Source organism: Streptomyces sp. NPDC019443 (genome assembly GCF_044389785.1).
Taxonomy (GTDB): domain Bacteria; phylum Actinomycetota; class Actinomycetes; order Streptomycetales; family Streptomycetaceae; genus Streptomyces.
Genome location: NZ_JBIRYJ010000003.1, coordinates 503,895 through 527,194, shown reverse-complemented (window position 1 = coordinate 527,194; position 23,300 = coordinate 503,895). Strand labels below are relative to the sequence as shown.

The following is a 23,300-nucleotide window of genomic DNA, read 5'->3' as shown; positions in this document are numbered from 1 at the left end:
TTGCCACTCGAACTCGATCGGGTACCCGCTACCAAGACCTGCGGAGCGAAAATAGATTTTCGGGCACTGAGCGCCAAACTCGACCGATTACCGGTCAAACATCTCTGAGTACAGAGAGTTGAGGGACGGTCAGGCTTCGACGCACCCCTGTCGGCATCCCGCACAGGAAAGAATCGGCCGGCGGGTCACACCGTCAGGGGCCGGTCCGTCGGCGCGATCGGGGCCGGGAGGACGGTGGAACCGGTGAGATAGAGGTCGGTGGCCGCCGCTGCGGCCCGTCCCTCCGCGATGGCCCACACCACCAGCGATTGGCCGCGCCCCGAGTCGCCCGCGACGAACACGCCCTCCGCCTTGACGCGGTCTGTCTGCTTCGCCTGCGCTGCCACGGCCGCGAAGCCGGCGTCCCGCGCGAAATTTCCCCGCACATCCAGCGTAAGCCCGAGCTGCTCCATCACGCCGCTGCCCCGCTCGGGACCGGAGAAGCCGAGGGCGAGCAGCACCAGCTCGGCCGGGATCACCCGCTCGGTGCCCTGCCGCGGCCTTCTGGCCTCAGGCTCCACTTCCGTCAGGTGCACCGCGCGCACGTGGCCGGCCCGGTTCCCCTCGAAGCGGAAGGTGGCGGAGGAGAAGAGCCTCGGATCCGTACCTTCCCGCCCCCGGGCCTCTTCATGGGCATGGGAGATCCGGTAGACCCTCGGGTGGACGGTGGGCCAGGGCTCGCTGTCCGGCCGGGCGTCACCCGGCTCGGGGTTGATGTCCAGCTGCACCACGGAGGCCGCGCCCTGGCGCAGCACGGTGCCCAGGCAGTCCGATCCGGTGTCCCCGCCGCCGATGATCACCACGTGCTTGCCCTCGGCGGTGATGGGGGGTGAGGTGTAGTCACCCTCCGTGACCCGGTTGGCGAGGGTCAGGTAGTCCATTGCCTGATGGATGCCGCACAGCTCGCGTCCGGGTACAGAGATTTCCCGCCGCTCCGTGGCCCCGACAGCGACGACCACCGCGTCGTGGCGCCTCCTGAGCTCGGTGGCGTCCAGATCGCTGCCGACCTTCACACCCGTGCGGAACTTCGTGCCCTCTGCACGCATCTGCTCGATACGGCGGTCCAGGTGCCGCTTCTCCATCTTGAACTCGGGGATGCCGTAGCGCAGCAGCCCGCCGATGCGGTCGGCGCGCTCGTAGACGGCAACGGTGTGGCCGGTCCGGGTGAGCTGTTGCGCCGCCGCCAGCCCCGCGGGTCCGGAGCCGATGACGGCGACCGTCTTCCCGCTCAGCCGCTGCGGCGGCTGCGGTGGCGCGTACCCGCGCTCCCAGATCTGGTCGGCGATGGCCTGCTCGACGTTCTTGATCGTGACTGGATCAGCATTGATGGCCAGTACACAGGCATCCTCACACGGCGCCGGGCACAGTCGCCCGGTGAACTCGGGGAAGTTGTTGGTCGCGTGCAGCCGCTCGGCCGCGGCCCGCCAGTCGCCCCGCGCCGCGTACGCGTTCCACTCGGGGATGAGATTCCCCAGCGGGCAGCCGCTGTGGCAGAACGGTATGCCGCAGTCCATACAGCGCCCTGCCTGCTCGGAGACGAGTGGCAGCAGCGTCTGTCCTGTGTGGACCTCGTTCCAGTCGCTCAGCCGTTCCTCGACGGGGCGCGCCACACTGGGCCGACGGGGTGTCTTGAGGAAGCCGTGGGGGTCAGTCATGCGCCGCCTCCGTCGAAATCCGCGGTGCATTATCGGCGTTCTGGACAGGATACGCCCACTTTGTTGTGTTTTAACCTGAGCGGGTTTGAGTCCGGCTGTACGCGGTGCCGCTGCGCGGCCTGGAGCGGCAGGCGTTCATTCCTTGTCGGATCTGCCAGGGTGATCAGACAGGGCTGCGAGCAGCGTTTCGGCCTGCCCGACGGCGCCCGGGGCCCCGGTGCTCGCCGGCCCCTGTTCCGCGCCCTCCTTCATGCCGTTCCCGAACCCGAAGACGCCCGCGAGGTGGGCGGACAGCTCTGGCGCGGTCGCAGGGGTGAGACGTGCGCCCAGGTAGCCGTCGGGGCGTACGAGGAGCGCCGTGGTGCCCTGGGCGTGGTAGATCCGCTGGAAGTCTCCTCGGCTGTCGCGGAAGACCGGCAGTTGCGCCTCGTCAGCACCCGCATCGGCGGCGAGGACGATACAGGCATCGACCTGTCCATGGGTCAGGTTCCTTGCTACGGCGGCCAGTTCGTGGAATTCGGCCATCGGTGCGTTCGTGTCCGCGTAGAGCAGCAGCAGGTGGCCGCGGTCGCGGAGCAGGTCGTACAGCCGCATGGGGAAGGAGGCGATGGCGCCGGTGAGGCCGCCGCAGTCGGGGGCCCGGTCGCCGGCATCGGGGCCGTCCTGCCCCGGAGTGCCCGGTCCCACGATGGGGCTGTCGCGGTACGCGACGAGCAACTGGGCTTCTCGCAGCATCATTGTCCCGGGGTCGGCCGGGTCGGCCTGGATGCCCGCGGTGGCATGCCGGACGGTGCGTCCCACGACTTCCTCGCCGACGGGTCGGCGTTCGGCGTCGTAGCTGCCGAGTAGTCGGGGGTGCGCGTTGCCCGCTACGGCGAGGGCCAGCTTCCAGGCCAGGTTGTAAGCGTCCTGGATGCCGGTGTTCATGCCCTGGGCGCCCGTCGGCGGGTGGATGTGCGCGGCGTCGCCGGCGACGAAGGCCCGGCCGTTCGCGTAGTGGTTCACCATACGGTGGCTGATGCGGAAGACGGAGGACCAGCGCATGGCCGAGGCGGTGGTCGGCTGCGGCGAGAGCCGGTCGAGGACCGCCTGGATGTGTTCGAGCCCGGGTGCGCGGCCGCCTTCCAGTCCGTGGGCGACCTCGTCCCGGTCGTCCGGCTGTCCCTTGGTGGAGAGCTCGGGCGGGACCAGCATGGACATGCGGTAGCGGGAGCGTCCGGGCAGCGGGATGCAGACCAGCAGGTCGTCGGTGGCTCCGTCGACCTGGTGCATGGCGCGTACGCCGTAGCCCCGCGGCATGCTCCAGTCGACCTCCACGTCCGCGAGCATGTACTCGTCGGGGAATGCGCCGCCTTCGAAGGCGAGTCCGAGCGTCTTTCGGACGATGCTGTGCGCTCCGTCGCAGCCGATGAGGAAGCGGGACCGGAGTTCCTGCTCCTCGCCGGAGGATGTGGTGAGCCGGCTCCGGACCCCGTCGTCGTCCTGTGTGAACGACACCAGTTCGGTGCCGCGCTCGATCTGGGTGCCGAAGCGGGCCAAGTGCTCCTCGATGATGCGCTCGGTCTCGTACTGCGGCAGTGCAGCGAAGCCATAGGGGACGTCGGGCGGGAGCTTGAGTTCGATGCGTGCCTGTTCGGTACCGTTGAGGTAAATCAGCTGCCCGCGCATCGGCACAGCGGCCTCCAGGGCGGCGCGCACCAGGCCCATCCGGTCCCAGATCTCCAGTGTTCTGGGCTGGATTCCTACCGCCTTCGCGTATGGCAGCCGGGCCGGGAGCTTGTCGATGATGCGGCAGTCGACGCCGCGACATCGGAGTTCCGCGGCCGCGGTCAGTCCGACGGGGCCGGCGCCCACGACCAGTACATCGGTGTGCACCACGGGTATCTCCCACCGAGAGGCCACCTGTGCGGACCGCCCCGAGCCCCCTGCTCCCGGCGTTCTGCGCCAGGTTGTATCGCGTGCTGTGCCTTGTTCTCCATGGTCACCCGGCGGGGCACATCCAGCGACTTCGGTGTCCCTCCATGCCCGAGTCGGCCGCGGCTGCCACATCGCTCATGTCGCGCGGCATCCGCGCCACCCGTCTGACGGCACCTGGGTGAGCGACTTCGCCGCAGCGGGGTACTCCTTGTCCTGGGAGACGGGAGAAGTCATGCGTACCGAACTGTGGGTGGTGGTGGCGGTCGCCGCTGCCGTGATCGTCACCACCGTGGTGCTGGCCGGCATGCTCCTGGTCAGACTCGTGAGGGCACGGCGCCGGCTGCGGGACGCCGGAATTCCCGTCGAGAACAAGATGATTTTCTGGGGCGCCCTGATCTACCTGGCGAGTCCGGTCGACCTGCTGCCCGACCCGGTCCTCCTGGACGACATCGGCTTCCTGCTGCTCGCGGTGCGTTCGCTCCAGTCCGCGGCGGACAGCGCGGGCGTCGCCCGCAGACGCTGACGACCCTTGGCCGGTCTGTTCAGCCTCTGCCGGCTCTGCCGGCCGTTCGCCACGGTGGTGGTCCCACACAACAGCGGGATGATTACGCATAGTTGAGTGGTCCGCGAACTGCCGCGCCAACAGCTGTTCCACTGTTCCCTGGGGCCGGGTGAAACCTCCTGGCCGCAACAGAAGAGGAGAATTCGATCTTGGAGTCCTTAGAGGCACGCCCGACCCGCCGCGCGATATTGGCCATCGGTGCCGGGACAACACTGGCCGCCGCCATGTCCACGGGCGGGAGGGCATACGCTTCAGCGCCCGGCGGAGACGAGATCTCCAGGCAGCTGAGGGAGCTTGAGCAGGAGCATTCCGTTCGCCTCGGCGTGTTCGCCCGCAACACAGCCACGGGCAGAAGAGTGCTGTACCGCGCGGACGAACGCTTCCCCATCTGCTCGGTGTTCAAGACGCTCGCCACCGCGGCCGTCCTGCGGGACCTCGACCACAACGGCGAGTTCCTGGCCAAGCGCATCCGGTACACCGAAAAGGACGTCACGGACTCGGGATACGCCCCGATCACGGGTACTCCCGAGCATCTCGCCAACGGCATGACCGTCGCGGAACTGTGCGCCGCCACCATCTGCTACAGCGACAACGCCGCAGGAAACCTCCTGCTCCGCGAGCTGGGAGGCCCGACCGCCATCACCCGCTTCTGCCGCTCGGTCGGGGACGGTACAACCCGGCTCGACCGGTGGGAGCCCGAATTGAACTCGGCGGAGCCGTGGCGCGTGACTGACACCACCAGCCCCCGTGCCATAGGACAGACCTACGCGCGCCTCACTCTCGGCGATGCGCTCACACACCAGGACCGGGAACGGCTGACCGGGTGGCTGCTGGCCAACACGACCAGCGGCGAGCGCTTCCGGGCAGGCCTTCCTGCGGACTGGGCCCTGGCGGACAAGACCGGTGGCGGGAAGTACGGAACCAACAACGACGTGGGCATCACCTGGCCTCCGGACCGGCCACCGATCGTATTGGCCGTCCTCACGACCAAACACGAACCCGACGCGTCGGCGGACAATGCGCTTGTCGCCGAGGCCGCCGCACTTCTGGCGGCGGCACTCATCTGACCGGGCCCACGCAGCGAACAGGCAGTGGCCGTGCTGAAGAGACGGCACAGTCTCATTGGCGTGGGGCCCGGTCGCCCTGAGGGACCCGGTGGACGCGGGCGAGGACGAGAACCGTGTCGTCGGTGGGTGGGTCGGGCAGCAGGCTCGTGAGGATGCGGTCCGCCGTCGCCTCCAACGGCCCCGACGCTCGGCCCAGTTCGTCGCGCAACGCGTCCAGGCCGGCCTCGATGTCCCGGCTGCGGGCCTCGATGAGGCCGTCGGTGTACAGGGCGAGGGTTGCGTTCTCGGGGAGTTCAATCTCGGTCGTGCCGAAGGGGGAGCCGCCGACGCCGAGAGGGACTCCCAGAACGTCGTCGATGGTCTCGACGCTGCCGTCCCGGTGGAGTACCAGGGGCGGGGGGTGGCCGGCGCTGGCGATCCGGGCCCGGCCGGTCGTCGGGTCGTACACGATGTAGAGGCACGTCGCCAGCTCGATGCCTGCCTCCTGGGCGCACGCGTCGAGCTCGGCGAGCAAGTGGCCCGGTTCGTGGTCGTGCCTGGCCAGAGCCTTGGCTGTGATCCGGAGCCTGCCCATGGAGGCGGCGGCCGGCACTCCATGTCCCATCACGTCGCCCACCACCAGGACGACCCGGTCGCCGGGCAGGCCGATCACGTCGTACCAGTCGCCGCCGACTTCGGTGATGTGGCTGCCGGGTACGTACCGATGGGCAATCTCTACGTACGGGCTGGTCGCCAGTGCGCTGGGCAGCAGAGCGCGTTGGAGCGTGAGCGCGATGTCCTGTACTCGGCTGTACAGACGCGCGTTGTCCAGGCAGAGCGCGGCGCGTGAAGCGAGCTCACTGGCGAGGCTGAGATCCTCCTCGGTGAACGCCGGCCGGGCCGCGGACCGGCCGAACATCGCGAGTCCCTGAACGGTGCCCCTGGCAATGAGCGGGGCGACGAGGATGAAGGCCAGGCCGCTGTCGGCCAGCAGGCGTGCGCGCGCCTCGATGATGACGGTGCGGGCCACAAAGTCCTCGTCCACCACGGCGGAGATCGGACGGCCCGTTCGCAGCATGTCGTGGATCACGGAGCCGGGTGGATAGCTCACGGTCTCCACGCCGCTCACCAGCTCGGTGGCGGGAGGCGGCAGGATGGTCCCGGAGGCGATCCGGCGGGTGAACAGCGGCAGAGCCGGGTCGAATACCTCGGCCTCGTCCATCCACTCCACGACCTCTACGACAGCGCCGTCGGAGAAATCCGGAACCGCTGTTTCGACCAGCTCCTGGGCCGTGAGGTTCATGTCCAGGGTGGTGCCGATCCGCGCCGCGGCCCGGTCCAGCAGGGCCAGCCGCTGACGGCCGGCGGTGGCTTCCAGCATGGCCTGCTCCCGGTCGGTCACGTCCACCAGCAGCCCGCCCACGCCGGGCGGCGTGCCGACCGCCTGGCTCAGAGGGAAGAAGCTCACCGATCGCACCTGGTCACGGTCCCGACGACCCCGTGTGCGCATACCCACCAGCGTTCCCACGACGGGCAGGCCTCCCGCGGCAACGGAGCGGAGCATGCGCTGGTACTCGCCGCCGTCGGACGTGATCATGATCTCGTCCACGGGCCGCCCGAGGTGCTCCTCGATGGGGAGCCCATCCATGTCGGCGAGCGCCTGGTTGAGGTGGACGTACCGCAGGTCCTGGTCGAGCATGACCAGACCGATGGGGCAGGTTTCGAAGAGGGCGTCGAGGAAGGCCAGGTTGGTCTTGACCCGGTCGAGCTCGTCGCTGCGGCTCGCCAAGCCCATGACCACCGAACTTTCCCCGGCACCGGTCATGGGAAAGACCCGGAAGCCGCAGTCGAAGACCGTTCCGTCACGATGCCGTGCCGCCAGCCGGCCACGCCAGTACCCCAGAGTCCGGCCCCGCTCCACCAAAAGGGTGCACGAATCGGAGGCGCCTTGGGACGCGTCGGGGAAGAGAACGGCACCAGGCTTCGACAGAACCGCGGCGGAGTCGTACCCGAAAAGGTCGCGCGCGCCAGGCCCCCAATAACAGACCAGGTTGTCGTCGTCGATACCGAAGACAGCCACAGGCACGTGCTCCAGCAGCGCCCCTGGCTCGGACCAGAACGGGCCATGAGCCTTCTCGCCCCCTGGCCGATCAGATGGCACGAGACGTCCCCTTCCACCCGCCGCTCTCCTGTTCATTATGCGGAATTAAGGCAGTTCCGGTCGGTGGAGAGTTTGACGGGCGCCCCGTGGTCACGAGCAGTTTCCAGTCGCAAGCAGCAGGTCATCGACCATTGTCGAATATGAGCTCGATTGTGGGGCGCCCGCCGAGCCCACCGGTCACCGAGCCCGTCGAGGCGCCGCGGGGGAACGGTCGCGGTGCGCCACGCACGCAGCACTGCTACCCGGAGGCGGCGAGCGGACCGTCGAGGACCGCCAGGACCGGCCCCCCGGCCACGCCGAGCCCGATGGAGATGGCGGCGGCCGTGTATGCGATTCCGCGCGCCCCGCGGTCGCCGTCGTGGAGCTTGTCCCCGGTGCCGCGTGACAGGGCGGGCACGATCCAGCGCAGGTAGTAGAAGAGCGAAGCGACCGTGTTCACGGCGGCCAGCACGGCGAGCCAGGCGTAACCGCCGTCGAACGCGGCGGTGAACGCTTCGAGTTTGCCGACGAAGACCGCGGTGGGCGGCGTGCCGACGAGGCCCAGCAGGCAGATGACGAGACTGGCGGCGAGCAGCGGGCGCTGCCGCGCCAGGCCGCGGTAGTCGTCGATGCTCTCGGCTCGGGGGAGGGCGCAGACCACCGCGAAGGCGCCGAGATTGGTGACCGCGTACGCGGCTGCGTAGAACAGCAGCGCTTCCTGGGCGAGGTCCGAGCGCCCCGCCACGGCCACCGGCATCAGCAGATAGCCGACCTGACTGATCGTCGAGTAGGCCAGCAGACGTTTGACGTCCTGCTGGAAGAAGGCGGCGAGGTTTCCCAGGCTCATGGAGGCCGTGGCCACGACGGCGATCAACGCGGGCCACGGCAGCGTACTGCCGGAGAGGACGACATCGCCGAGGCGGAACAGCGCCGCCAGTGCGCCGATCTTCGGCAGCGTGGTGAGCAGCGCGGCGACCGGAGGGCTGCTTCCCTGGACGGCGTCCGGAACCCAGAAGTGGGCGGGCACGGCACCGGCCTTGAACAGGACCCCTGCGAGGAGCCCGATGGTTCCGGCGGCGACGAGCGCCTCGGGCGCGTCGCGCAGTGCCATGCCGAGTACCGGGTAGCCGGTGGAGCGCCCGGTCGCGTACAGGACGGTGATGCCGGTCAGCATGAGTACGCCGAGCAGGGCGCCGATGACGTAATACTTGAGCGCCGCCTCGGTGCCTGGGCCGTCCTTGCGGAAGCCGGCGAGCGTGTAGGCGGGGATGCTTGCGAGCAGGTACCCGGCGGCGAGCAGCAGCAGGTTCTGTGCCCCGGCCATGACCAGAGCTCCGAGGGCGGCGAGTTGGAGCAGCACGTAGAACTCGCTCTCCCGCGGATGGGCGTGAAGTGGTCCCGCGCTGAGGGCGAGTACCAGCAGGGTGCCGCCGAGGATCACGATCCGGGACGTGCTGGTGATGGGATCGACGGCGAACGCCTCGCCGAAGGCGGTCACGGCCGGGCGGCCGGCCGCCACAGCCGCGGACATGATCCCGGCCAAGCCGGCCACGGCCGCCGGCAGCCCCACGATCCACTGTCGTCTGCGGGGCAGCCAGGCCCCGAGTAGCAGTCCGAGGACGGCTGAGGCCGCAAGCAGGACCTCGGGGAGGATGTCGAGAGGGTTCTCGTTCATGTCGGTCATCGGCCGAGCAGCTCCAGTACGGCCCGGGAAGCGGGCTCGATGACGTCCAGCAGGAAACGCGGTGCCACTCCGAGGACCACGGCCAGCACCAGCAGCGGAACGACGGCGGCGCTCTCATGGGGGCGGATTTCGGGGAACGTGCGCGGAGTGCCCGGGGCGTCGGGCAGCCGGAGCGGCCCCGTGAAAATCTGCCGCAGCGCCCGGAGGAACAGCCCGGCCGTGAGCAGGATCCCGAGTACGGCGAGTGCGGTGGCCAGCGGCCGTGGGCCGAGGCTTCCGGTGAAGATCTGGAATTCCGCGATGAAGCCGGAGAAGCCCGGCAGTCCCAGCGAGGCGAACGCGGCCACGCCGGTCATGGCCGCGAATGCGGGCGCGACGGCGGCGACTCCGGAGTAGGCGCCCATGTCGTACGTACGCCCCCGCTCGTAGAGCACACCGGCGAGCAGGAACAGCGCGCCTGTGATCAGTCCGTGGCTGACCATCTGGGTGACCGATCCGGTGACTGCGAGGGAGCGTGCCTGTGTGGAGCTGTCGGCGGTCGCGGCGGCGGCGCCGACCGCGAGCACGATGTACCCCATGTGGTTCACGGAGGTGTACGCGATCATCCGTTTGAAGTCGGTCTGCGCGAGGGCGACCAGTGCGCCATGGAGGACCGAGATGACGCCGACGACGACGAGCACCAGGGCATAGCGGCGCCAGGCGCCCGGGAGCATGGGCATGGCGATGCGGAGGAAGCCGTACGTGCCCATCTTCAGGAGCACTCCGGCGAGGATCGCGGAACCGGCGGCCGGCGCCTCGGTGTGCGCCGGCGGCAGCCAGGTGTGGAACGGAACGGTGGGCGTTTTGACAGCCAGCCCAACCACGACGGCGAGCAGCACGAGGCCGCCGTAGACCGAGCGCCCGGCGAGCGGGTTCTGCCTCGTCAGCTCGACCATGTCGAACGTGTGCGGGGAAGCGGCCAGATACAGGCCGATGAAGCCGAGCAGCAGCGCGAGCGAGCCGATGAAGGTGTAGAGAAAGAACTTCAGCGCAGCCCGGGCCGCGTCCCGGTGACCCCAGCCCGCGATGATGAAGTACATCGCCACGATGGACAGGTCGAAGAAGACGAAGAACAGGATCAGGTCGAGGGAGACGAACAGCCCGAGACAGGTGGTCTGCAGAAACAGAAAGAGCGCGGCGAACTCGCGGATCCGTCTGTTCTCCCGCAGCGAGTAAAGGGCGCAGGCGAGGAACAGTACGCAGGTCATGGCGAGAAGCGGCAGCGACAGGCCGTCGATTCCGACGTGGTAGCCCACACCGGCGTTGGGGATCCAGCGAGCCCGTACCTCGTACTGCATGCCGTCGTCGGACCGGTAGGCGGCCCACAGGGCGATGGCAAGCGCGAGTTCGGCTGCGGTCACGGTCACCCAGACGGCACGGAACACCGACTGTGGGATGTGAAGCGGCAGGCCGAGGAGCAGCAACGCCACAGCAGTCGGGGCGAAGACGAGGGCGGTGAGCAAGGGGTCACCTCACGAGGACGAGCACGGCAGCGAGGACGGTGAAGGCCGCGACGGCCTGGGCGAGGTACTGGTGGAGCTGGCCGGTCTGCGGCCGGCGGGCCCCGCGGCCGAGAGCTCGAGCCGCCGCCGCGACCGCGCCGACTCCTCCGTCGACTGCCCGTTCAACGACGCTGTTCGTCCAACGGGCCAGGCCCAGCGCCCCTTTGGCCGTGCCGTCGACACCGCGGTCGAGAATCCGGTCGTCGAAAGCAGCCGCGGTACGGGCGGTCCACAGGACCGGCGAGACGACGAGAGCGTGGGCGGCACGCTCCAGGCCCAGCCATTCCCGGCACGCCGCCTTCGCCCGGCCCGGCAGCGGGAGAGGGCGGGATCCCCAGGCCCAGGCGGCGGCTGCGGCAACCAGGGCGAGAGCACCGGACAATGCCGGCTCCCAGGCGTGCGGCGCTGGTTGAGCGGAGGCGCCGAGGACACGCCCCAGCGCGTCACGGATCGGCGGGAACGCCAGGGGAGTCAGGGCAAGGCACGCCACGGCGAGAGCAGCCAGCGGCGGTACGACACCGCCGGGGATCCTTCGGCCATCATCACGCCGTGCGGCAGGACGCCATACGAACCACAGGACCTTCGCGCTGTAGACCGCGGACAGCACGGCAGCGGCAAGCCCGGCGGCGTACAGCCAGGGATCACGGGCAAGGGCCCCGGCGAGCAGAACGTCCTTTGCGGCCCACAACGACAGCGGAGGCAGCCCTGCCAGCGAGACGGCGCCCACGGTGCAGATCACGCCCACCGTCCGGTGATACCGGGCGGCTCCTCGCAGCGCGGTCAGCTGCTGGGTTCCCAGAGCCGTCAGCCAGACGCCTGCCACGAGGAACAGCAGGCTCTTCGCCGCCGCGTGCGCCATGAGTTGCAGCGTTCCTCCGGTGGTGGCGCCGACTCCGGCGGCGAGAACCATGAACCCGATCTGGGCGCAGGTGGACGCGGCGAGCAGTTGCTTGAAATCGGTCTGAGCCACCGCGACCAGCCCGAGACCGATGGCCGTCGCGGCCCCTGCCCAGGCCACCACGTCGCTGCCCCACCCCGAGGCGTCCAACAGAGTCCCGGTCCGCAGCAGCAGATACGCGCCGGCCACGACCATGGTCGCGGAATGCAGCAGAGCGGAGACCGGGCTGGGGCCCTGCATCGCCCGCGACAGCCAGAAACTGAAGGGGAGTTGAGCGGACTTGCCGAGCGCCGCCGCGACGATGCCTGCCGTGATGACCGACAGCCATGGCTCCCCTGCGTGTGCCAGGCCGTCGAGCGTGAGCGTGTCGTCACGGCCGCTTGCGAGGGCCGCGCCCGCGGCCAGGTAGAGGCCCAGGTCGGCGGTACGCGTGGTCAGGAACGCGGTGTTGGCGGCAGCGGTACGCTCCGGCTCCCGCCACCAGTAGCCGATCAGCGCCCAGGAGGTCGCGCCCATCATTTCCCAGCTCATGAGCAGAACGGGAAGGGTGACGGCGGTGACCGTGACCAGCATGCTGCCGGTGAAGAGCAGCATGAGTCCGAAGAACCGGGCGCGTGCCTCTTCGTCGCCGGACTCCGCCGCGCTGATGAGCAGAACGGCCAACGTGACCGCGGTGACGGTGACGACCAGGATCCCGGACAGTCCGTCCACCGCGAGCCGTATCGGAAGCTGCTCCAGCAAAGGCGCCTCGACGACCGGATGCCGCAGTGCGGCCGCAACCGCAAGGCCGAGGGCAGAGACGGCAACACCGACAGCCACGGCGGGCGCCACCCGGTCTGCGGCCCGTCCGGCCAGAGCGAGCAGCGCACCCGCGGCCAACGGCAGGGCGACGAGCGCCCACAGCAGGACGCTCACTCCTTCAACTCCGCCGCCATGTCGGTCATGTCGATTTCACGGGACCTGAAGAGGGCGGTGATCACGGCGAACCCCATCGCCATCTCCAGAGCCATCGCCGTGATCGCGACCACCACCAGCACCTGCCCGTCGGCCGCCGCGGGGGCGATGTAGCGCCAGGCCGAAGCGGCCGCGAGGATCACCCCGCCTAGCATCAACTCCAGGCCCATCATCAGCATCACGATCGACTGCTGGGTCAGAGCGCCGAACAGGCCGACGCAGAACAGTGCGGCGGCAAGGAGCAGGAACGGTTCCAGACTCACCGGCCGACACCGCCCCGTACCGGATCGTCGGCTCGTCGAGCCCGCAGATCGTCGCCGAACCGGTCGTAGCGACCGCGCCGGGTCGCCAGTACGACCGTGGCGACGATCGTCGCGAACAGAGCCATGCCCAGCGTCATCATCGTGAGCATCTGTGGCCCCATCAGGGACAACCCGAGGTCCTTTGTGGGGTCCGGGGGCGGTCTGCCTTGGCGGGCGGGCCAGGGTGCGAGCAGGACACCGGCGGCGAGCAGCACAAAGGCGACGACGCAGATGACCGCTGCGCCCTTCTTGTTGTGCACCATCGTCATGGGCATGAGTCCGGCCGGATTCATCATGAACATGATCATGAATACGGCCATGATGGCCATCTCGATGGTCATCATCAGCACGGTGACGATGCCCAGATAGCCGAGACCGAGCAGCAGGATCTCTCCGCCCACGCACAGCAGCGAGGTGAGCAGCGAGAACGTCGCGCGGGCCATGGAGTCGAACCGGAAGACCATGACTCCGCTGCCCACGGCCAGGACGGCCGGCAGCCAGAAGGCCACGTCACTCATCGCGCAGGGCACCTCCCTCCTGTCATCGGTTCAGCACCACCACAGCCACTACCAGGGCCTGCGCCACGGCCAGCGGCGTCAACACGACCCACGCCAGCTCCACATAGCGGTCCATCCGTACGGTCGGAACTCTCCGCCGAACCCAGACCAGAAAGGCCAGCACGACGGCCGTCTTCAGCAGCGTCCAGGCCCAGCCGGGCAGCAGCGGGCCGTGACCGCCGCCCAGGAAGAGCGGCACGCAGAACGCGGCCGCCACCACGAACAACAGCCGGCGCCCGCCCAGGAACACGATCCGGTCCACGCTCGACAGTTCGGCCGCCGCTCCTCCTGCCACATCGCGTCCGGCCGGCTGGTCGAACGGGCCCCAGAAGGACATCGCCAGTGCGCTGAGCAGATAGATCCCGAAAGCGGCCGGCATCCAGACCACGAACCACAATCCGGCCTGGGCGTCGACGACTTCGCCCACCCGCAGAGACCCGGCCCCGAGCGCGGCGGTGGTGATGGCCAGCATGTGGGGCAGTTCGTACGCCAGTCCTTGAGCCAGAAACCGATAGCCGCCAATCAGCGAGAGCGTCGAATTCGGGCCCCAGCCGGTCAGCCACACCGCCGCCCAGGCAAGCGCCTCCATCGCGTTGAACCAGACGATCCCGTCGGGGAGATCGCTCACCGACCGGAAACCGAGCGGCAGGACGACCGCGGCCAGGACGGCTGCCACCGGAAGCAGCGTGGTCCCCAGCCGAGTCAGCGGCACATCGGCCGCGCGTGTGCGCCGGGGTTGTTGCACGAGCAGTCGCAGCACCTCACGGCCCGGCCCCGCCGCCCGGGCTCCCGCCGCGAGCTTGGCGTCGAAGGAAGCCACCGCCAAGGCCGCAGCGGTCAGGACCGCAGGCAGTACGAGTACGGCCCACAGCGGAGTCGAATCAGTCATCGGGCCCCCGCGCAGCTCGGGGAGTCCAGTTGAACTCGTCGAGGTCGGGGTCGAGGCTCGCGACGATGAGTCGCGCACAGGCGAACTCAGCGCCCTCCAACAGACCTGGCAGTACCTCCATCAGGGCCTCAGACGGGGGCGTCGGGCCGTCGGTTCTTCCCCGCGGGGCGGTCAGGGCGGTTGCACCGAGTGCGCCGGGGTCGTCGCAGTCGCCCGCGCTGCGCTCGATTCCGTCCAGCCAGACGAGCATCCTGCTGTGTACGTCCCCGTCGGCCAGCAGCGCAGGACCGGTCACACCAAAGTGGTGCGCATGCTCGCTGGACAGTACGCCGAGTCCCGCTGTCAGCCACCGCAACGTCCGCGACCGGCGGACGCGCCGGATCAAGGGGCATAAGAACGACTGGAGTTCGGCGGTTGCGACACCGGTCAGCGCACGGTCACGTCCGTACCGCGCGCCGGCTGCCGCGTCGTCCCACCCGGCAACGGCGAGGAAGCGGCCGAGACTGTCCAGGTGAGCCGCACACAACCGCCGCGCCGCGTCACCTCGGGTCACGCCGTCGCCTGCTGACGCATGCAGCCATGGCTCGTTCCAGAACGGCGGACGAAGGCAGGCGGGGACGGCGATCCGTTCGACGGCGGCTCCCTGCACGACATCACCTTGAAGTTCCAGCCGCAACACGAGCCCCGCGGGCCAGTCGGGCAGGACCGGCCCCAGAGGTACGTGCAGTCGGTCGAGCCGAAGCCCGTCCCGGTCGTCCGCCCGGTCAGCCATGGGCAGCCCGGCCACGACGGCCATCTCATGACCGCCGTGCGAGTCGTGGTCGCCATGTGCAGATGGACCGGATTCCGCGGCAGGCCCCGGGTTTTGGTGATGCCCGTGCGGCCCGGTGACCAGGGCTGCATGTCCCCGGTCAAGGGCGTCGGCGGCCTGTTCCACATCCCTGACGGTCACGCGGGCCCTGGGCGCCGGAATGCCGAGCCACAGCCGCTCGGCCCAGTCGTCCTCCGTGGTGGTGGGCTCGCCCACGCGCACGAGCAGATCCGCGGAGGCCGGTCCTGCGACGCACGGCCAGCCGCGGCGCTGCAGCTCCGCCTCGACGAACAACCGCTCCCGAGTAGCCCCGGGGGACACCGCCAGCAGCACACCCGGTCGCACCGTGGCCGCCCGGAGGAACCTGTTCCTCAGCTCCACCTGAACGCCCCCTCACGCCAGGCATAACCCACCCCCGCGAGAAGCACGCCGAGGAAGAGGAACATCTCAACGACCGCACTGGTGCCGACCTCGGAGACGGCCCTCGTCCATGGGTACATGAAGAGCATTTCCATGTCGAAGGCGAGAAAGATCATCGTTACGGGATACCAGCGCACATGGAACCGCGAGAGCGGATGCTCTCGTGGCTCGAGCCCTCCGCTGAACGGGCCGGTGTACAGAGGCTCACGGACGGCACGAACGGCGGCTGCCACGGAATGGAGCAGAGCGACCGCCGCCACGACCAGCACAAGCAGGATGAAGACCGGTTGCCAGTCGGAAGTTCCCATGCGAGCCCCTTCACGGCGCTTGGGTCGCAGTACGACCACCGGGACGCAGCATCTCAGCCGCTTCCGTCGGGCGGAGGGCGCGACACCATGGTGACCGTGACATTTGCCCTGGCAGATCTGTCAGAGACCGGGAGGGCAGGCGACCAGCAACGGCAGCAGGGGTGCCGCGGCGGCCATGGCTGCCACGGAACAGCAGAGCGCCGGGTGTGGGCAGCGGCGGGGGATCAGGATCCGCTGCATGCGGAGCAGCGCCGGGTGTCCGCCCGCGCCGAACGCGCCCTTCGGAGCACGGGCCGCGGCCGCCGCGAGGGCAGGGGCCCGGTGCGGCCAGGTGCTGCGCAGCAGGATCCGCGGCGCGGCGAAGCCGACCGCGGCCGCATAGCCGGCCAGGGCCGGGGCCGGGGCCGCGTTCATGGTTCGGTCCGTCGGCCCACCTTTCGCAGGGCCTTGCGCAGGGCCGCAACCTCGTCGTCGGACATCTTCTCTACGAACTGGACAAGAGCGGCCGACCGGTCCTCGCTCGCCCCGAGTGCGTCCTCCATCAGAGCTGCCGAATATGCCTCGCGGCTGCGTACTGGCGTGTACGACCAAGCCCGCCCCTGCTTGCCTCGCAGCAGCCAGCCCTTGTGGAACAGGATGTTGGTGACGGTCATCACCGTCGTGTACGCGAGGGGTCGCTGTTCATTGATGTCGTCGACGATTTCCCGCACCGTGGCGGGGCGGTTCCATCTCCAGAGACGGTCCATAATCTCCGCCTCGAGTTCCCCCAGCCGACGCATGGCCCCGATTCCCTTCGCCCCTGTTGTACGTAAAGACATAGTAGACGGGAGTGTGAACGCGGTCCGCGTGCACTGTGTTTACGATGGGGGCGATGTCACGCAACGAGAAGCCCGGTGAGCCGCAACAGCTGTTGCGGCTCACCGGGCTTCTCGTGTTCGGGCTGCTCATAGGGCTGCTTGGCATGCATGGCCTCGGGTCCGTACCGGCCGCGGCACATATGACGGGGCATGTGCATACTGCTGAGCCCCAGCAGGTCGCCGTCATGGACGCGCCGGATGAATGCGGCCACGACGGCCACGGGCGCAGCGGGCATGCGGATCACGCCGATGCGACGTGTGCCTCGAGCGGCGTGGCCGGGTCTCCCGTGCTTCCCGCCCTCGTCCCGGCATCGATCGGTCATGCCGAGGGCGCCGAGGGGCCGATCACCGCCACTGGCAGCGGTCCCGACGGAGGCAGGGCGCCTCCCTCTCTCTCAGAATTGCAACTCCTGCGGATTTAGGGCAGGCCACGCGACGCCGCTATCTGTCCGTTCTGGGCGCGGCGCCGCGATTCGCCATGCTCTTTCACAGACAAATCCCAGGAGTTCCCGCATGAACGCGCACCACAAGCAGATCCGCCGTACCGCCCTCGTCGCCGCCACCGCAGTGGCCGCCCTGGTCCTGGCCGCCTGTGGCGGTGGCGGGCACGACATGGGGTCCACGGAGTCCGGCTCCTCGTCGGCCGCCACCACAGCACCGGCGAAGGCAGGGGACCACAACGCGGCGGATGTCGCCTTCTCCACGGAGATGATCCAGCACCACCGCCAGGCAGTGGAGATGGCCGAACTGGCTGCCACTCGCGCCTCGTCCACCGAGACCAAGGACCTGGCCACGAAGATCAAGGGCGCCCAGGACCCGGAGATCAAGACCATGTCCGGCTGGCTCACCTCGTGGGGCGAGGAGGTCCCCGCCGACATGTCCGGCATGGGACACGACATGTCGTCGGCCATGCCCGGCATGATGAGCACGGACGACATGGACAAGCTGGGGAAGGCGAAGGGCGCCGAGTTCGACAAGGCGTTCGCCGAGATGATGATCAAGCATCACGAGGGCGCCATCGAGATGGCCAAGACCGAGAAGGCGGAGGGCGAGTACGCCCCCGCCAAGAGGCTGGCCGACGATGTGATCAGGGCTCAGACGGCCGAGATCGAGCAGATGAACAAGATGCTCGGCAAGATCTGAGTCGCTGAGGCGGGGCGGCCGGCGGAGCAATCCGCCGACCGCCCCGCGGCGTCTTGGCCGGGTACTACGGGGGCGGGAGGGCTCGCATGGCGAGCCCGGCATCCGGCCGTATGGAACTAAGCAGTTGTGTTGGCGAATTTCGCCAACCGGAGCCCGACCGGTCAGAGGACCCCGACCGAGCCGCGTCCCGGTGCCGTGCGGCCAGAGGCCCGGCGCCGGGACGCGGTGGTGCTCAACTGCTCAACACGTACTGACCGGCGTCAGCCGCCCAGCCCGTCGGCGGCCTGCTTGATGTCCGCCGAGAAGGTGCTCACCTCGGTGTAGACACCGGGCTTGCCCGGGCGCGCGCAGCCCTCGCCCCAGCTGACGATGCCGACCTGGATCCAGGCGCCCGCGTCGTCCTTGCGGAACATGGGGCCGCCGGAGTCGCCCTGGCAGGTGTCGACGCCGCCGGTGTCCAGGATCCCGGCGCAGAGCTCTTCGCCGGGGGTCAGCTGGTCGCCGTACGCCTTCTGACAGGTGGCGTCGTCGATGGACGGGACCTTGGCCTTGAGCAGATGGCGCTGCTGGCTGCCGCCTTCCTTGTCCGCGCCCCAGCCGGCGATGTCGAAATCGCCAGTGTTGAACTTGTCGTCCCCGGCGATCGGCAGGGTCGGCAGATCGATCGGCTTCTCGAGCTTGATGAGGGCCCAGTCCTTGCCCTTACCGTTGTAGCCGGGCGCCTGGAGGACCTCTGTGGACTTCACGCTTATCGCGTTGGAGTCCTCCAGGTCGACGACGCCCGCCGTCGCGGTGATGCCGGTGTTCGGGCCGCTGCCGTCGACGCAGTGGGCGGCGGTCAGAACAATGTCCTTGGCGTACAGCGCGCCGCCACAGCCCATGGACAGGCGGACCATGAACGGGAATTCACCCTGGTCGGCCTTGGTTCCGCCGACGACCTTCGTGCCTACGTCACCGCGTGGGGTCGGTGTGGAGGCGGCGTTGGCCGCGCCGGGCTGGAGGCTGAAGGCGGCGAGGGCGACGGCACCGATCGCGGTGGTCGTCCTGAGGTGCTTCAGGTAGCTCTTCAACGGACTTCCTCTCGTGGGGGGTACGCCTCAATGGCGAGCTCATGCCAACCACGGAACCGGAAGTCGCCACCGAATGAAGTGCGTTGGAAAACGGCAGCACGCCGCAAGGCGTCCGAACCCAGTGGGGGATGAGTCCGCAAAGCGCCCTGCGATTATGTGGAACAAGCGGCCGGGGTGACAAGGGGGCTGCAATCCACCAACTCCTTTAGGACTCGGGCCCGTTGGGTCCATACCGGCCGATCCCAGCGCTAATGCCGCCTGCTGTTACACGAGTGATACGAAATCTCCGGAGAGCTGTGTTGTTGGCGCAATCCGCGCTGAAGTCGCGGCGAGAGTACGTTAATCCGGCCGGTGGCGTAGGCAGCGGCGCGTTGTGGCTCCCGGCGGCGCCGTCCTGCGACGCCGTCGTTGCGGGCGACCTGGCGCCGAGATCGCAATGTACGAGCCCGCCCGGCCAGTGCTCCCGCACTAAGCCGCCGGCAGAGTCCCCTGGCAGGTACCCGGTCAGCCGTTGTGATCAGCGCCTCGAGTACCGCGAGCGAGCAGCACGGTACTTGGCTGAGCGACCCGCGGCTGCGGAAGATGTGGACGGTGGCCTGGACGAAATTGGCGAGCTCCGGGTCGGTCTGGGCATTCAGCGCGTCAATGAAGCGATGGATGCTGACGAATTCGGCGAACGGCGCGAAGATATTGCGGTCCTGTGCTTCGTCATGAGCCTGTACGGAAACTTTCCGATATCGCTCCGCTATGCGTGCGGGGAATTTCGAGCGGTCCGGGGCGCCGCGCCGTCGTTCAACGACCAGCATGCTCAGGAGTGCAGGGTCGCCTCGCCCGTGACGTGGATGCCGGTGCGCTGGCCGGGGCGTACGGCAACGGGTCCGGCGACTCGGATGTCCACCGGACTCGTCAGCCCGTCGACGTCGACGGTGACCATGGCGTCGTGGCCGTAGAAGCTCACTTCGGTCACGGTGCCCTGGACTGCCGTTGCGGTTTCGGTGAGTTGCAGTTGCTCGGGCCGAAGGAGGACGGTCCCGGTGCGGCTGTCCCCGGCGGGCGGGGCGAGGGGCAACCGGCCCAGCGCGGTGGTGGCTGTGCCGTTCGCGGCGGTTGCGGGCAGAAGTACGGCGTCGCCGACGAAACGGGCCACCCAGGGGTCGGCGGGGTGCTGGTAGACCTCCTGGGGCGTGTCGCACTGGGCGACCCGCCCGTTTCGTACGACCGCGACGAGGTCGGCCGTGGAGAGAGCCTCCTGTTGGTCATGGGTGACCAGAACGGCGGTGGCGCCGGTGGCGTGCAGGGCGGCGCGAACATCTGCCCGGACTCCCGCGCGCAGGGAGCTGTCGAGGGCGTTGAACGGCTCATCGAGCAGGACCAGCGCGGGTTTTGGTGCCAGGGCCCGGGCCAGGGCGACGCGTTGCTGCTGACCGCCGGAGAGTTCATGGGGCATCCGGTTGCCGTATCCGCCCAGGCCGACGAGTTCGAGCATCTCTTCCGACCGGCTGCGGCGCTTGCCGCGATCGGTGCCGGTCAGGCCGAAGGCGACGTTGCGGGCGACGCTCAAGTGCGGGAAGAGCGCACCTTCCTGCGGGACGATGCCGATGCTCCGGCTCTCCGGCGGCAGGTTCAGCCCCGGGGCGGTCAGGGTGCGCCCCGCGACCGTGACGGTGCCCGAGTCGGCGCGCAGGAAGCCGGCGATGATGCGGAGCAGGGTGGTCTTGCCGCAGCCGGACGGACCGAGCACGGCAGCGAGCGCGCCGCCGGGGACGGTGAGGTCCACCCCCTTGAGGACGGCCGCGTCCGGGCCGTAGGCCTTGGACACTCCGGTGATTTGCAGAGCGGTCATGTGCGGTGCCTCCCGAGGAGGTAGGAGGGGATCGCGGCCAGCAGGATCAGGGTGGCGGCGTACGGGGCGGCGGCGGCGAAAGATCCTGTTCCGGTCTCCGTCCACAGGCGGGTGGCCAGGGTGTCCATGCCGGTGGGGCGCAGCAGCAGGGTGGCGGGCAGTTCCTTCATGCAGACCACGAAGGTCAGGGCGGCCCCGGCGGCGACGCCGGGTGCGGCCAGCGGCACGGTGATCTCACGCAGGACCCGAAGCGGGCTGCGGCCGAGTGAGCGTGCGACGTCCTCCAGGACAGGTGGAGCCTGGAGCACGGCGGCGCGGGTGGCGGCCACTGCCACGGGCAGGAAGAGCACGGCGTACGCGCAGACCAGCAACGGGAGTTCCTGGTAGAGCGGTTCGGCGTAGCGGACGGCGAAGAAGACCAGGGACAGCGCGACGGTGATGCCCGGCAGGGCGTGGCCCGCGTAGGCGGACTGTTCCAGCAGATGCGCGGTCCGGCCCCGGTGGCGGGCGGCGATCACCCCGACGGGCAGGGCGAGCAGCGTGGTGAGTGCGGCGCCCGCGGCGGCGATGCCGAGCGTCGTGGCGGCGATGTCGAGGAGTCCCGCCGGGTCCCAGGTCGCGGAGTTGCCGACGGCCAGCCAGTATCCGAGCGTGGCCAGCGGAGTGACCACCGCGACGGCCGTGACCGCCGCGCACCAGGTCAGCGCGGCCACCCGCCACCGGCCCAGCGGTGCGGGGACGGCGCGGCGTGCCGTGCCGGTACCGGTCCTGGCGTGCCCCGCGCGTCCGCGCGTACGCGCCTCAAGGGCGACCAGTGCCACAGTCATCACCACCAGCACGACGCTCAGCGCGGCGGCCGGGGTGCGGTCGAAACTTGCCCGGTAGGACGTGTAGATGCCGCGGGTGAAAGTGTCGTAGCGCATCAGGGAGACCGCGCCGAAGTCGGACAGCACATACAGCGCGACCAGCACCGCGCCTCCCGCCGCCGCGGGGCGGATCTGGGGCAGCGTGACACGCAGGAAGGTCCGCAGCGGCCCGAGGCCGAGCGAGCGGGACACTTCCTCCTGTGCCGGATCGGTGCCGCGCAGCGCCGCAGTGACCGGCAGGTAGACGTACGGGAAGCTGACCAGCGTCAGCGCCAGCGCGGCTCCCGGGAAGCCCGCCAGTTCCGGGAAGGCGGAGAGCCAGGCAAAGGCCGCGACGTAACTCGGCACGGCCAGCGGCAGGGTAACCAGCACCGACCAGACGCGGGCACCGGGCAGCGAGGTCCGCACGGTCAGCCAGGCCAGCGAGACCCCCAGGAGCAGGCAGGCCGTCACAACGACGGCGGCGAGCCCGAGACTGCGGCCGAGCAGCTGGGCGGTGCGCTCATTGGCGACGACGTTCCAGGCGAAGCCGGGGCCGCGTTCCAGAGAGCGCACCGCGAGATAGCCGAGCGGCAGCAGCGCGAACAGCGCGGCGACAATGGCCGGCACCAGCAGAACGGCCGGCGGTCGGCGGCCGGCACTCAGCCGCCCGGCCGGCGCGGGAGCGCCGGCCGGGCGGGCAGTGGGATCCGTCCGGACGACGGGATCCTTGGTGTGCATGACGGCTCAGACCATCCCGGCATCCTGCAGCATCTTCAGGGTCTCCTGCAGCGATTCGAGCTTGCCGAGGTCGATCTTGGGGGCGTCGAGGGAGTCCATCGGCGGCAGGTCCTTGACCGTGCTGGTGACGCCGGCGGCCAGCGGGTACTCCTTGGTGTCCTCGGCGAAGTAGGTCTGCGCCTTCTTCGAGAGCAGGAAGTCGACGGCCTTCTGGGCCACGGGGGCCTGGTCGCTGCCCTTGAGGATGCCGACTCCGGCCGCGTTCACGAGGGCGCCCGGGTCGCCGCCCGGCAGGAAGTGGATCTTTGCGCCCACCTTGTCCTCGCCCTTCTCGGCGACCTGCTCGTACCAGTAGTAGTGGTTGACCAGGCCGAGGGAGACCTCTCCCTCCCCGACTGCGTCCAGCACCTTGAGGTTGTTCTCGTACACCTTCGGATCGTTGGCCTTCAGGCCCTTCAGCCAGGTGCGGGTGGCTTCGTCGCCCTCCAGGACGCGCATGCCGGTGACGAAGGCCTGGAAGGAGGCGTTGGTCGGGACGTATCCGATCTTGCCCTTCCACTCCGGCTTGGTCAGCTCGTGGACGCTGTCCGGCACTTTGGTGACCTTGCCGGGGTTGTACGCGAGGACGCGCACGCGCCCGGAGGTGCCCACCCAGTCGCCCGCGCCGCCGCGGAACGCCGCGTCGACCTGGTCCAGCGACGTTTGCGGCAACTTCTGCAGTCGGCCCTTCGTGGAGAGGGCTCCAAGGGCTCCGGCGTCCTGGGAGAAGAACAGCCCGGCCTTGGTCTTGTCGCCCTCCTCCAGGATTTGGGCAGCCAGCTCGGCGCTGTCGCCGTAGCGGACAGCGACCTTGGTGCCGACCGCCTTCTCCAGCTCGTCCAGCAGCGGTTTGACCAGCTTCTCGTTGCGGCCGGAGTAGATGATGAGCCCGGCGTCGTCTTCCTCGTTGCCGCAGCTCGCGAGTGCGGGCAGCAGCAGGGCTGCCGCGAGGAGCGCGGTCAGACGTCGGACCAAGGGGCGTCGCATGAGAGAAGCCTTCCTGCGTGGCTCACTTCCGTCGCCGCACGTCGCGTCGTCA

The 23,300-nt window shown here is 69.3% G+C and carries 22 protein-coding genes; 4 read left to right on the top strand and 18 right to left on the bottom strand.

All coding sequences use genetic code 11. The annotated features are described in order from the left end of the window. Positions 1-185 precede the first annotated feature (185 nt). Entirely contained in the window at positions 186-1,694 is a 1,509-nt protein-coding gene (locus ACH492_RS12795) for a glutamate synthase subunit beta (RefSeq protein WP_398985651.1), read from the bottom strand. A 135-nt stretch (positions 1,695-1,829) separates the two neighbouring features. Further along, positions 1,830-3,572: an FAD-dependent monooxygenase gene (locus ACH492_RS12790; protein ID WP_398985649.1), complete on the bottom strand. Its 1,743-nt coding sequence runs from the start codon at positions 3,570-3,572 to the stop codon at positions 1,830-1,832. Positions 3,573-3,843: 271 nt separating this feature from the next. Between ACH492_RS12790 and ACH492_RS12785 the strand changes: the two genes are divergently transcribed. Next, a complete protein-coding gene (locus ACH492_RS12785; protein WP_398985647.1) occupies positions 3,844-4,134 on the top strand; it encodes a DUF1232 domain-containing protein in 291 nt (96 codons plus the stop codon). A gap of 188 nt (positions 4,135-4,322) precedes the next feature. Further along, positions 4,323-5,240: a class A beta-lactamase gene (bla, locus tag ACH492_RS12780; RefSeq protein WP_398985645.1), complete on the top strand. Its 918-nt coding sequence runs from the start codon at positions 4,323-4,325 to the stop codon at positions 5,238-5,240. A 52-nt stretch (positions 5,241-5,292) separates the two neighbouring features. Here bla and ACH492_RS12775 read toward each other — a convergent pair whose 3' ends face one another. From ACH492_RS12775 to ACH492_RS12725, 11 genes are all read right to left on the bottom strand, one after another. Further along, a complete protein-coding gene (locus tag ACH492_RS12775) occupies positions 5,293-7,416 on the bottom strand; it encodes a SpoIIE family protein phosphatase (protein ID WP_398985643.1) in 2,124 nt (707 codons plus the stop codon). 202 nt (positions 7,417-7,618) lie between these two features. Next, a complete protein-coding gene (locus ACH492_RS12770; protein ID WP_398985641.1) occupies positions 7,619-9,043 on the bottom strand; it encodes an NADH-quinone oxidoreductase subunit N in 1,425 nt (474 codons plus the stop codon). Then, the gene (locus ACH492_RS12765; RefSeq protein WP_398985639.1) at positions 9,040-10,545 is read right to left on the bottom strand and encodes a NuoM family protein; all 1,506 of its coding nucleotides are present in this window, start codon (positions 10,543-10,545) and stop codon (positions 9,040-9,042) included. Before ACH492_RS12765 ends, ACH492_RS12770 begins: the two co-directional genes overlap by 4 nt. A gap of 4 nt (positions 10,546-10,549) precedes the next feature. Further along, the gene (locus ACH492_RS12760; RefSeq protein ID WP_398985637.1) at positions 10,550-12,397 is read right to left on the bottom strand and encodes an NADH-quinone oxidoreductase subunit L; all 1,848 of its coding nucleotides are present in this window, start codon (positions 12,395-12,397) and stop codon (positions 10,550-10,552) included. Next, positions 12,394-12,699, bottom strand: coding sequence for an NADH-quinone oxidoreductase subunit NuoK (gene nuoK, locus ACH492_RS12755; protein WP_398985635.1), 306 nt, complete (start codon positions 12,697-12,699; stop codon positions 12,394-12,396). Before nuoK ends, ACH492_RS12760 begins: the two co-directional genes overlap by 4 nt. After that, complete coding sequence (locus ACH492_RS12750) at positions 12,696-13,256, bottom strand: NADH-quinone oxidoreductase subunit J (protein ID WP_398985633.1); 561 nt, start codon at positions 13,254-13,256, stop codon at positions 12,696-12,698. Before ACH492_RS12750 ends, nuoK begins: the two co-directional genes overlap by 4 nt. A 22-nt stretch (positions 13,257-13,278) precedes the next feature. After that, positions 13,279-14,184, bottom strand: coding sequence for an NADH-quinone oxidoreductase subunit H (locus ACH492_RS12745; RefSeq protein WP_398985631.1), 906 nt, complete (start codon positions 14,182-14,184; stop codon positions 13,279-13,281). Continuing rightward, positions 14,177-15,376 (bottom strand): hypothetical protein, encoded by a 1,200-nt coding sequence (locus ACH492_RS12740; RefSeq protein ID WP_398985629.1) that lies wholly within the window; start codon positions 15,374-15,376, stop codon positions 14,177-14,179. The genes ACH492_RS12745 and ACH492_RS12740 overlap by 8 nt, the downstream gene beginning before the upstream one ends. Beyond that, a complete protein-coding gene (locus tag ACH492_RS12735) occupies positions 15,367-15,723 on the bottom strand; it encodes an NADH-quinone oxidoreductase subunit A (protein WP_398985627.1) in 357 nt (118 codons plus the stop codon). The genes ACH492_RS12740 and ACH492_RS12735 overlap by 10 nt, the downstream gene beginning before the upstream one ends. Before the next feature lie 120 nt (positions 15,724-15,843). Further along, the gene (locus ACH492_RS12730) at positions 15,844-16,137 is read right to left on the bottom strand and encodes a hypothetical protein (protein ID WP_398985625.1); all 294 of its coding nucleotides are present in this window, start codon (positions 16,135-16,137) and stop codon (positions 15,844-15,846) included. Next, positions 16,134-16,502, bottom strand: coding sequence for a BlaI/MecI/CopY family transcriptional regulator (locus ACH492_RS12725; protein WP_398985623.1), 369 nt, complete (start codon positions 16,500-16,502; stop codon positions 16,134-16,136). The genes ACH492_RS12730 and ACH492_RS12725 overlap by 4 nt, the downstream gene beginning before the upstream one ends. Before the next feature lie 83 nt (positions 16,503-16,585). Here ACH492_RS12725 and ACH492_RS12720 point away from each other — a divergent pair, with 83 nt between their 5' ends. Together ACH492_RS12720 and ACH492_RS12715 are read left to right on the top strand one after the other, a co-directional pair. Next, the gene (locus ACH492_RS12720; RefSeq protein WP_398985621.1) at positions 16,586-17,002 is read left to right on the top strand and encodes a DUF6153 family protein; all 417 of its coding nucleotides are present in this window, start codon (positions 16,586-16,588) and stop codon (positions 17,000-17,002) included. A gap of 91 nt (positions 17,003-17,093) precedes the next feature. After that, complete coding sequence (locus ACH492_RS12715; protein WP_398985619.1) at positions 17,094-17,723, top strand: DUF305 domain-containing protein; 630 nt, start codon at positions 17,094-17,096, stop codon at positions 17,721-17,723. A gap of 260 nt (positions 17,724-17,983) precedes the next feature. On the opposite strand, the gene ACH492_RS12710 is transcribed toward ACH492_RS12715, so the two are convergent. The 5 genes from ACH492_RS12710 to ACH492_RS12690 all read right to left on the bottom strand — a co-directional run bounded on the left by ACH492_RS12710 (position 17,984) and on the right by ACH492_RS12690 (position 23,248). Next, positions 17,984-18,793 (bottom strand): S1 family peptidase, encoded by an 810-nt coding sequence (locus ACH492_RS12710; protein ID WP_398985617.1) that lies wholly within the window; start codon positions 18,791-18,793, stop codon positions 17,984-17,986. A 248-nt stretch (positions 18,794-19,041) separates the two neighbouring features. Beyond that, positions 19,042-19,599, bottom strand: a complete 558-nt coding sequence (locus ACH492_RS12705; RefSeq protein WP_398985615.1) for a hypothetical protein — start codon at positions 19,597-19,599, stop codon at positions 19,042-19,044. Positions 19,600-19,601: 2 nt separating this feature from the next. Continuing rightward, the gene (locus ACH492_RS12700; RefSeq protein WP_398985613.1) at positions 19,602-20,636 is read right to left on the bottom strand and encodes an ABC transporter ATP-binding protein; all 1,035 of its coding nucleotides are present in this window, start codon (positions 20,634-20,636) and stop codon (positions 19,602-19,604) included. Further along, positions 20,633-22,222, bottom strand: a complete 1,590-nt coding sequence (locus tag ACH492_RS12695; RefSeq protein ID WP_398985611.1) for an ABC transporter permease — start codon at positions 22,220-22,222, stop codon at positions 20,633-20,635. The genes ACH492_RS12700 and ACH492_RS12695 overlap by 4 nt, the downstream gene beginning before the upstream one ends. A gap of 6 nt (positions 22,223-22,228) precedes the next feature. Beyond that, positions 22,229-23,248, bottom strand: coding sequence for an iron ABC transporter substrate-binding protein (locus tag ACH492_RS12690; protein WP_398985609.1), 1,020 nt, complete (start codon positions 23,246-23,248; stop codon positions 22,229-22,231). Positions 23,249-23,300: the final 52 nt, after the last annotated feature.

Bases quoted from the DNA above. Each gene is read 5' to 3' on its own strand.
- ACH492_RS12775 (WP_398985643.1), bottom strand. From the start codon at position 7,416: ATGAACAGGAGAGCGGCGGGTGGAAGGGGACGTCTCGTGCCATCTGAT.
- ACH492_RS12715 (WP_398985619.1), top strand. From the start codon at position 17,094: ATGAACGCGCACCACAAGCAGATCCGCCGTACCGCCCTCGTCGCCGCC.
- ACH492_RS12720 (WP_398985621.1), top strand. From the start codon at position 16,586: ATGGGGGCGATGTCACGCAACGAGAAGCCCGGTGAGCCGCAACAGCTG.
- ACH492_RS12695 (WP_398985611.1), bottom strand. From the start codon at position 22,222: ATGCACACCAAGGATCCCGTCGTCCGGACGGATCCCACTGCCCGCCCG.
- ACH492_RS12690 (WP_398985609.1), bottom strand. From the start codon at position 23,248: ATGCGACGCCCCTTGGTCCGACGTCTGACCGCGCTCCTCGCGGCAGCC.
- ACH492_RS12785 (WP_398985647.1), top strand. From the start codon at position 3,844: ATGCGTACCGAACTGTGGGTGGTGGTGGCGGTCGCCGCTGCCGTGATC.
- ACH492_RS12730 (WP_398985625.1), bottom strand. From the start codon at position 16,137: ATGAACGCGGCCCCGGCCCCGGCCCTGGCCGGCTATGCGGCCGCGGTC.
- ACH492_RS12770 (WP_398985641.1), bottom strand. From the start codon at position 9,043: ATGACCGACATGAACGAGAACCCTCTCGACATCCTCCCCGAGGTCCTG.
- ACH492_RS12725 (WP_398985623.1), bottom strand. From the start codon at position 16,502: ATGCGTCGGCTGGGGGAACTCGAGGCGGAGATTATGGACCGTCTCTGG.
- ACH492_RS12705 (WP_398985615.1), bottom strand. From the start codon at position 19,599: ATGCTGGTCGTTGAACGACGGCGCGGCGCCCCGGACCGCTCGAAATTC.
- ACH492_RS12700 (WP_398985613.1), bottom strand. From the start codon at position 20,636: ATGACCGCTCTGCAAATCACCGGAGTGTCCAAGGCCTACGGCCCGGAC.
- ACH492_RS12735 (WP_398985627.1), bottom strand. From the start codon at position 15,723: ATGGGAACTTCCGACTGGCAACCGGTCTTCATCCTGCTTGTGCTGGTC.
- ACH492_RS12795 (WP_398985651.1), bottom strand. From the start codon at position 1,694: ATGACTGACCCCCACGGCTTCCTCAAGACACCCCGTCGGCCCAGTGTG.
- ACH492_RS12750 (WP_398985633.1), bottom strand. From the start codon at position 13,256: ATGAGTGACGTGGCCTTCTGGCTGCCGGCCGTCCTGGCCGTGGGCAGC.
- ACH492_RS12745 (WP_398985631.1), bottom strand. From the start codon at position 14,184: ATGACTGATTCGACTCCGCTGTGGGCCGTACTCGTACTGCCTGCGGTC.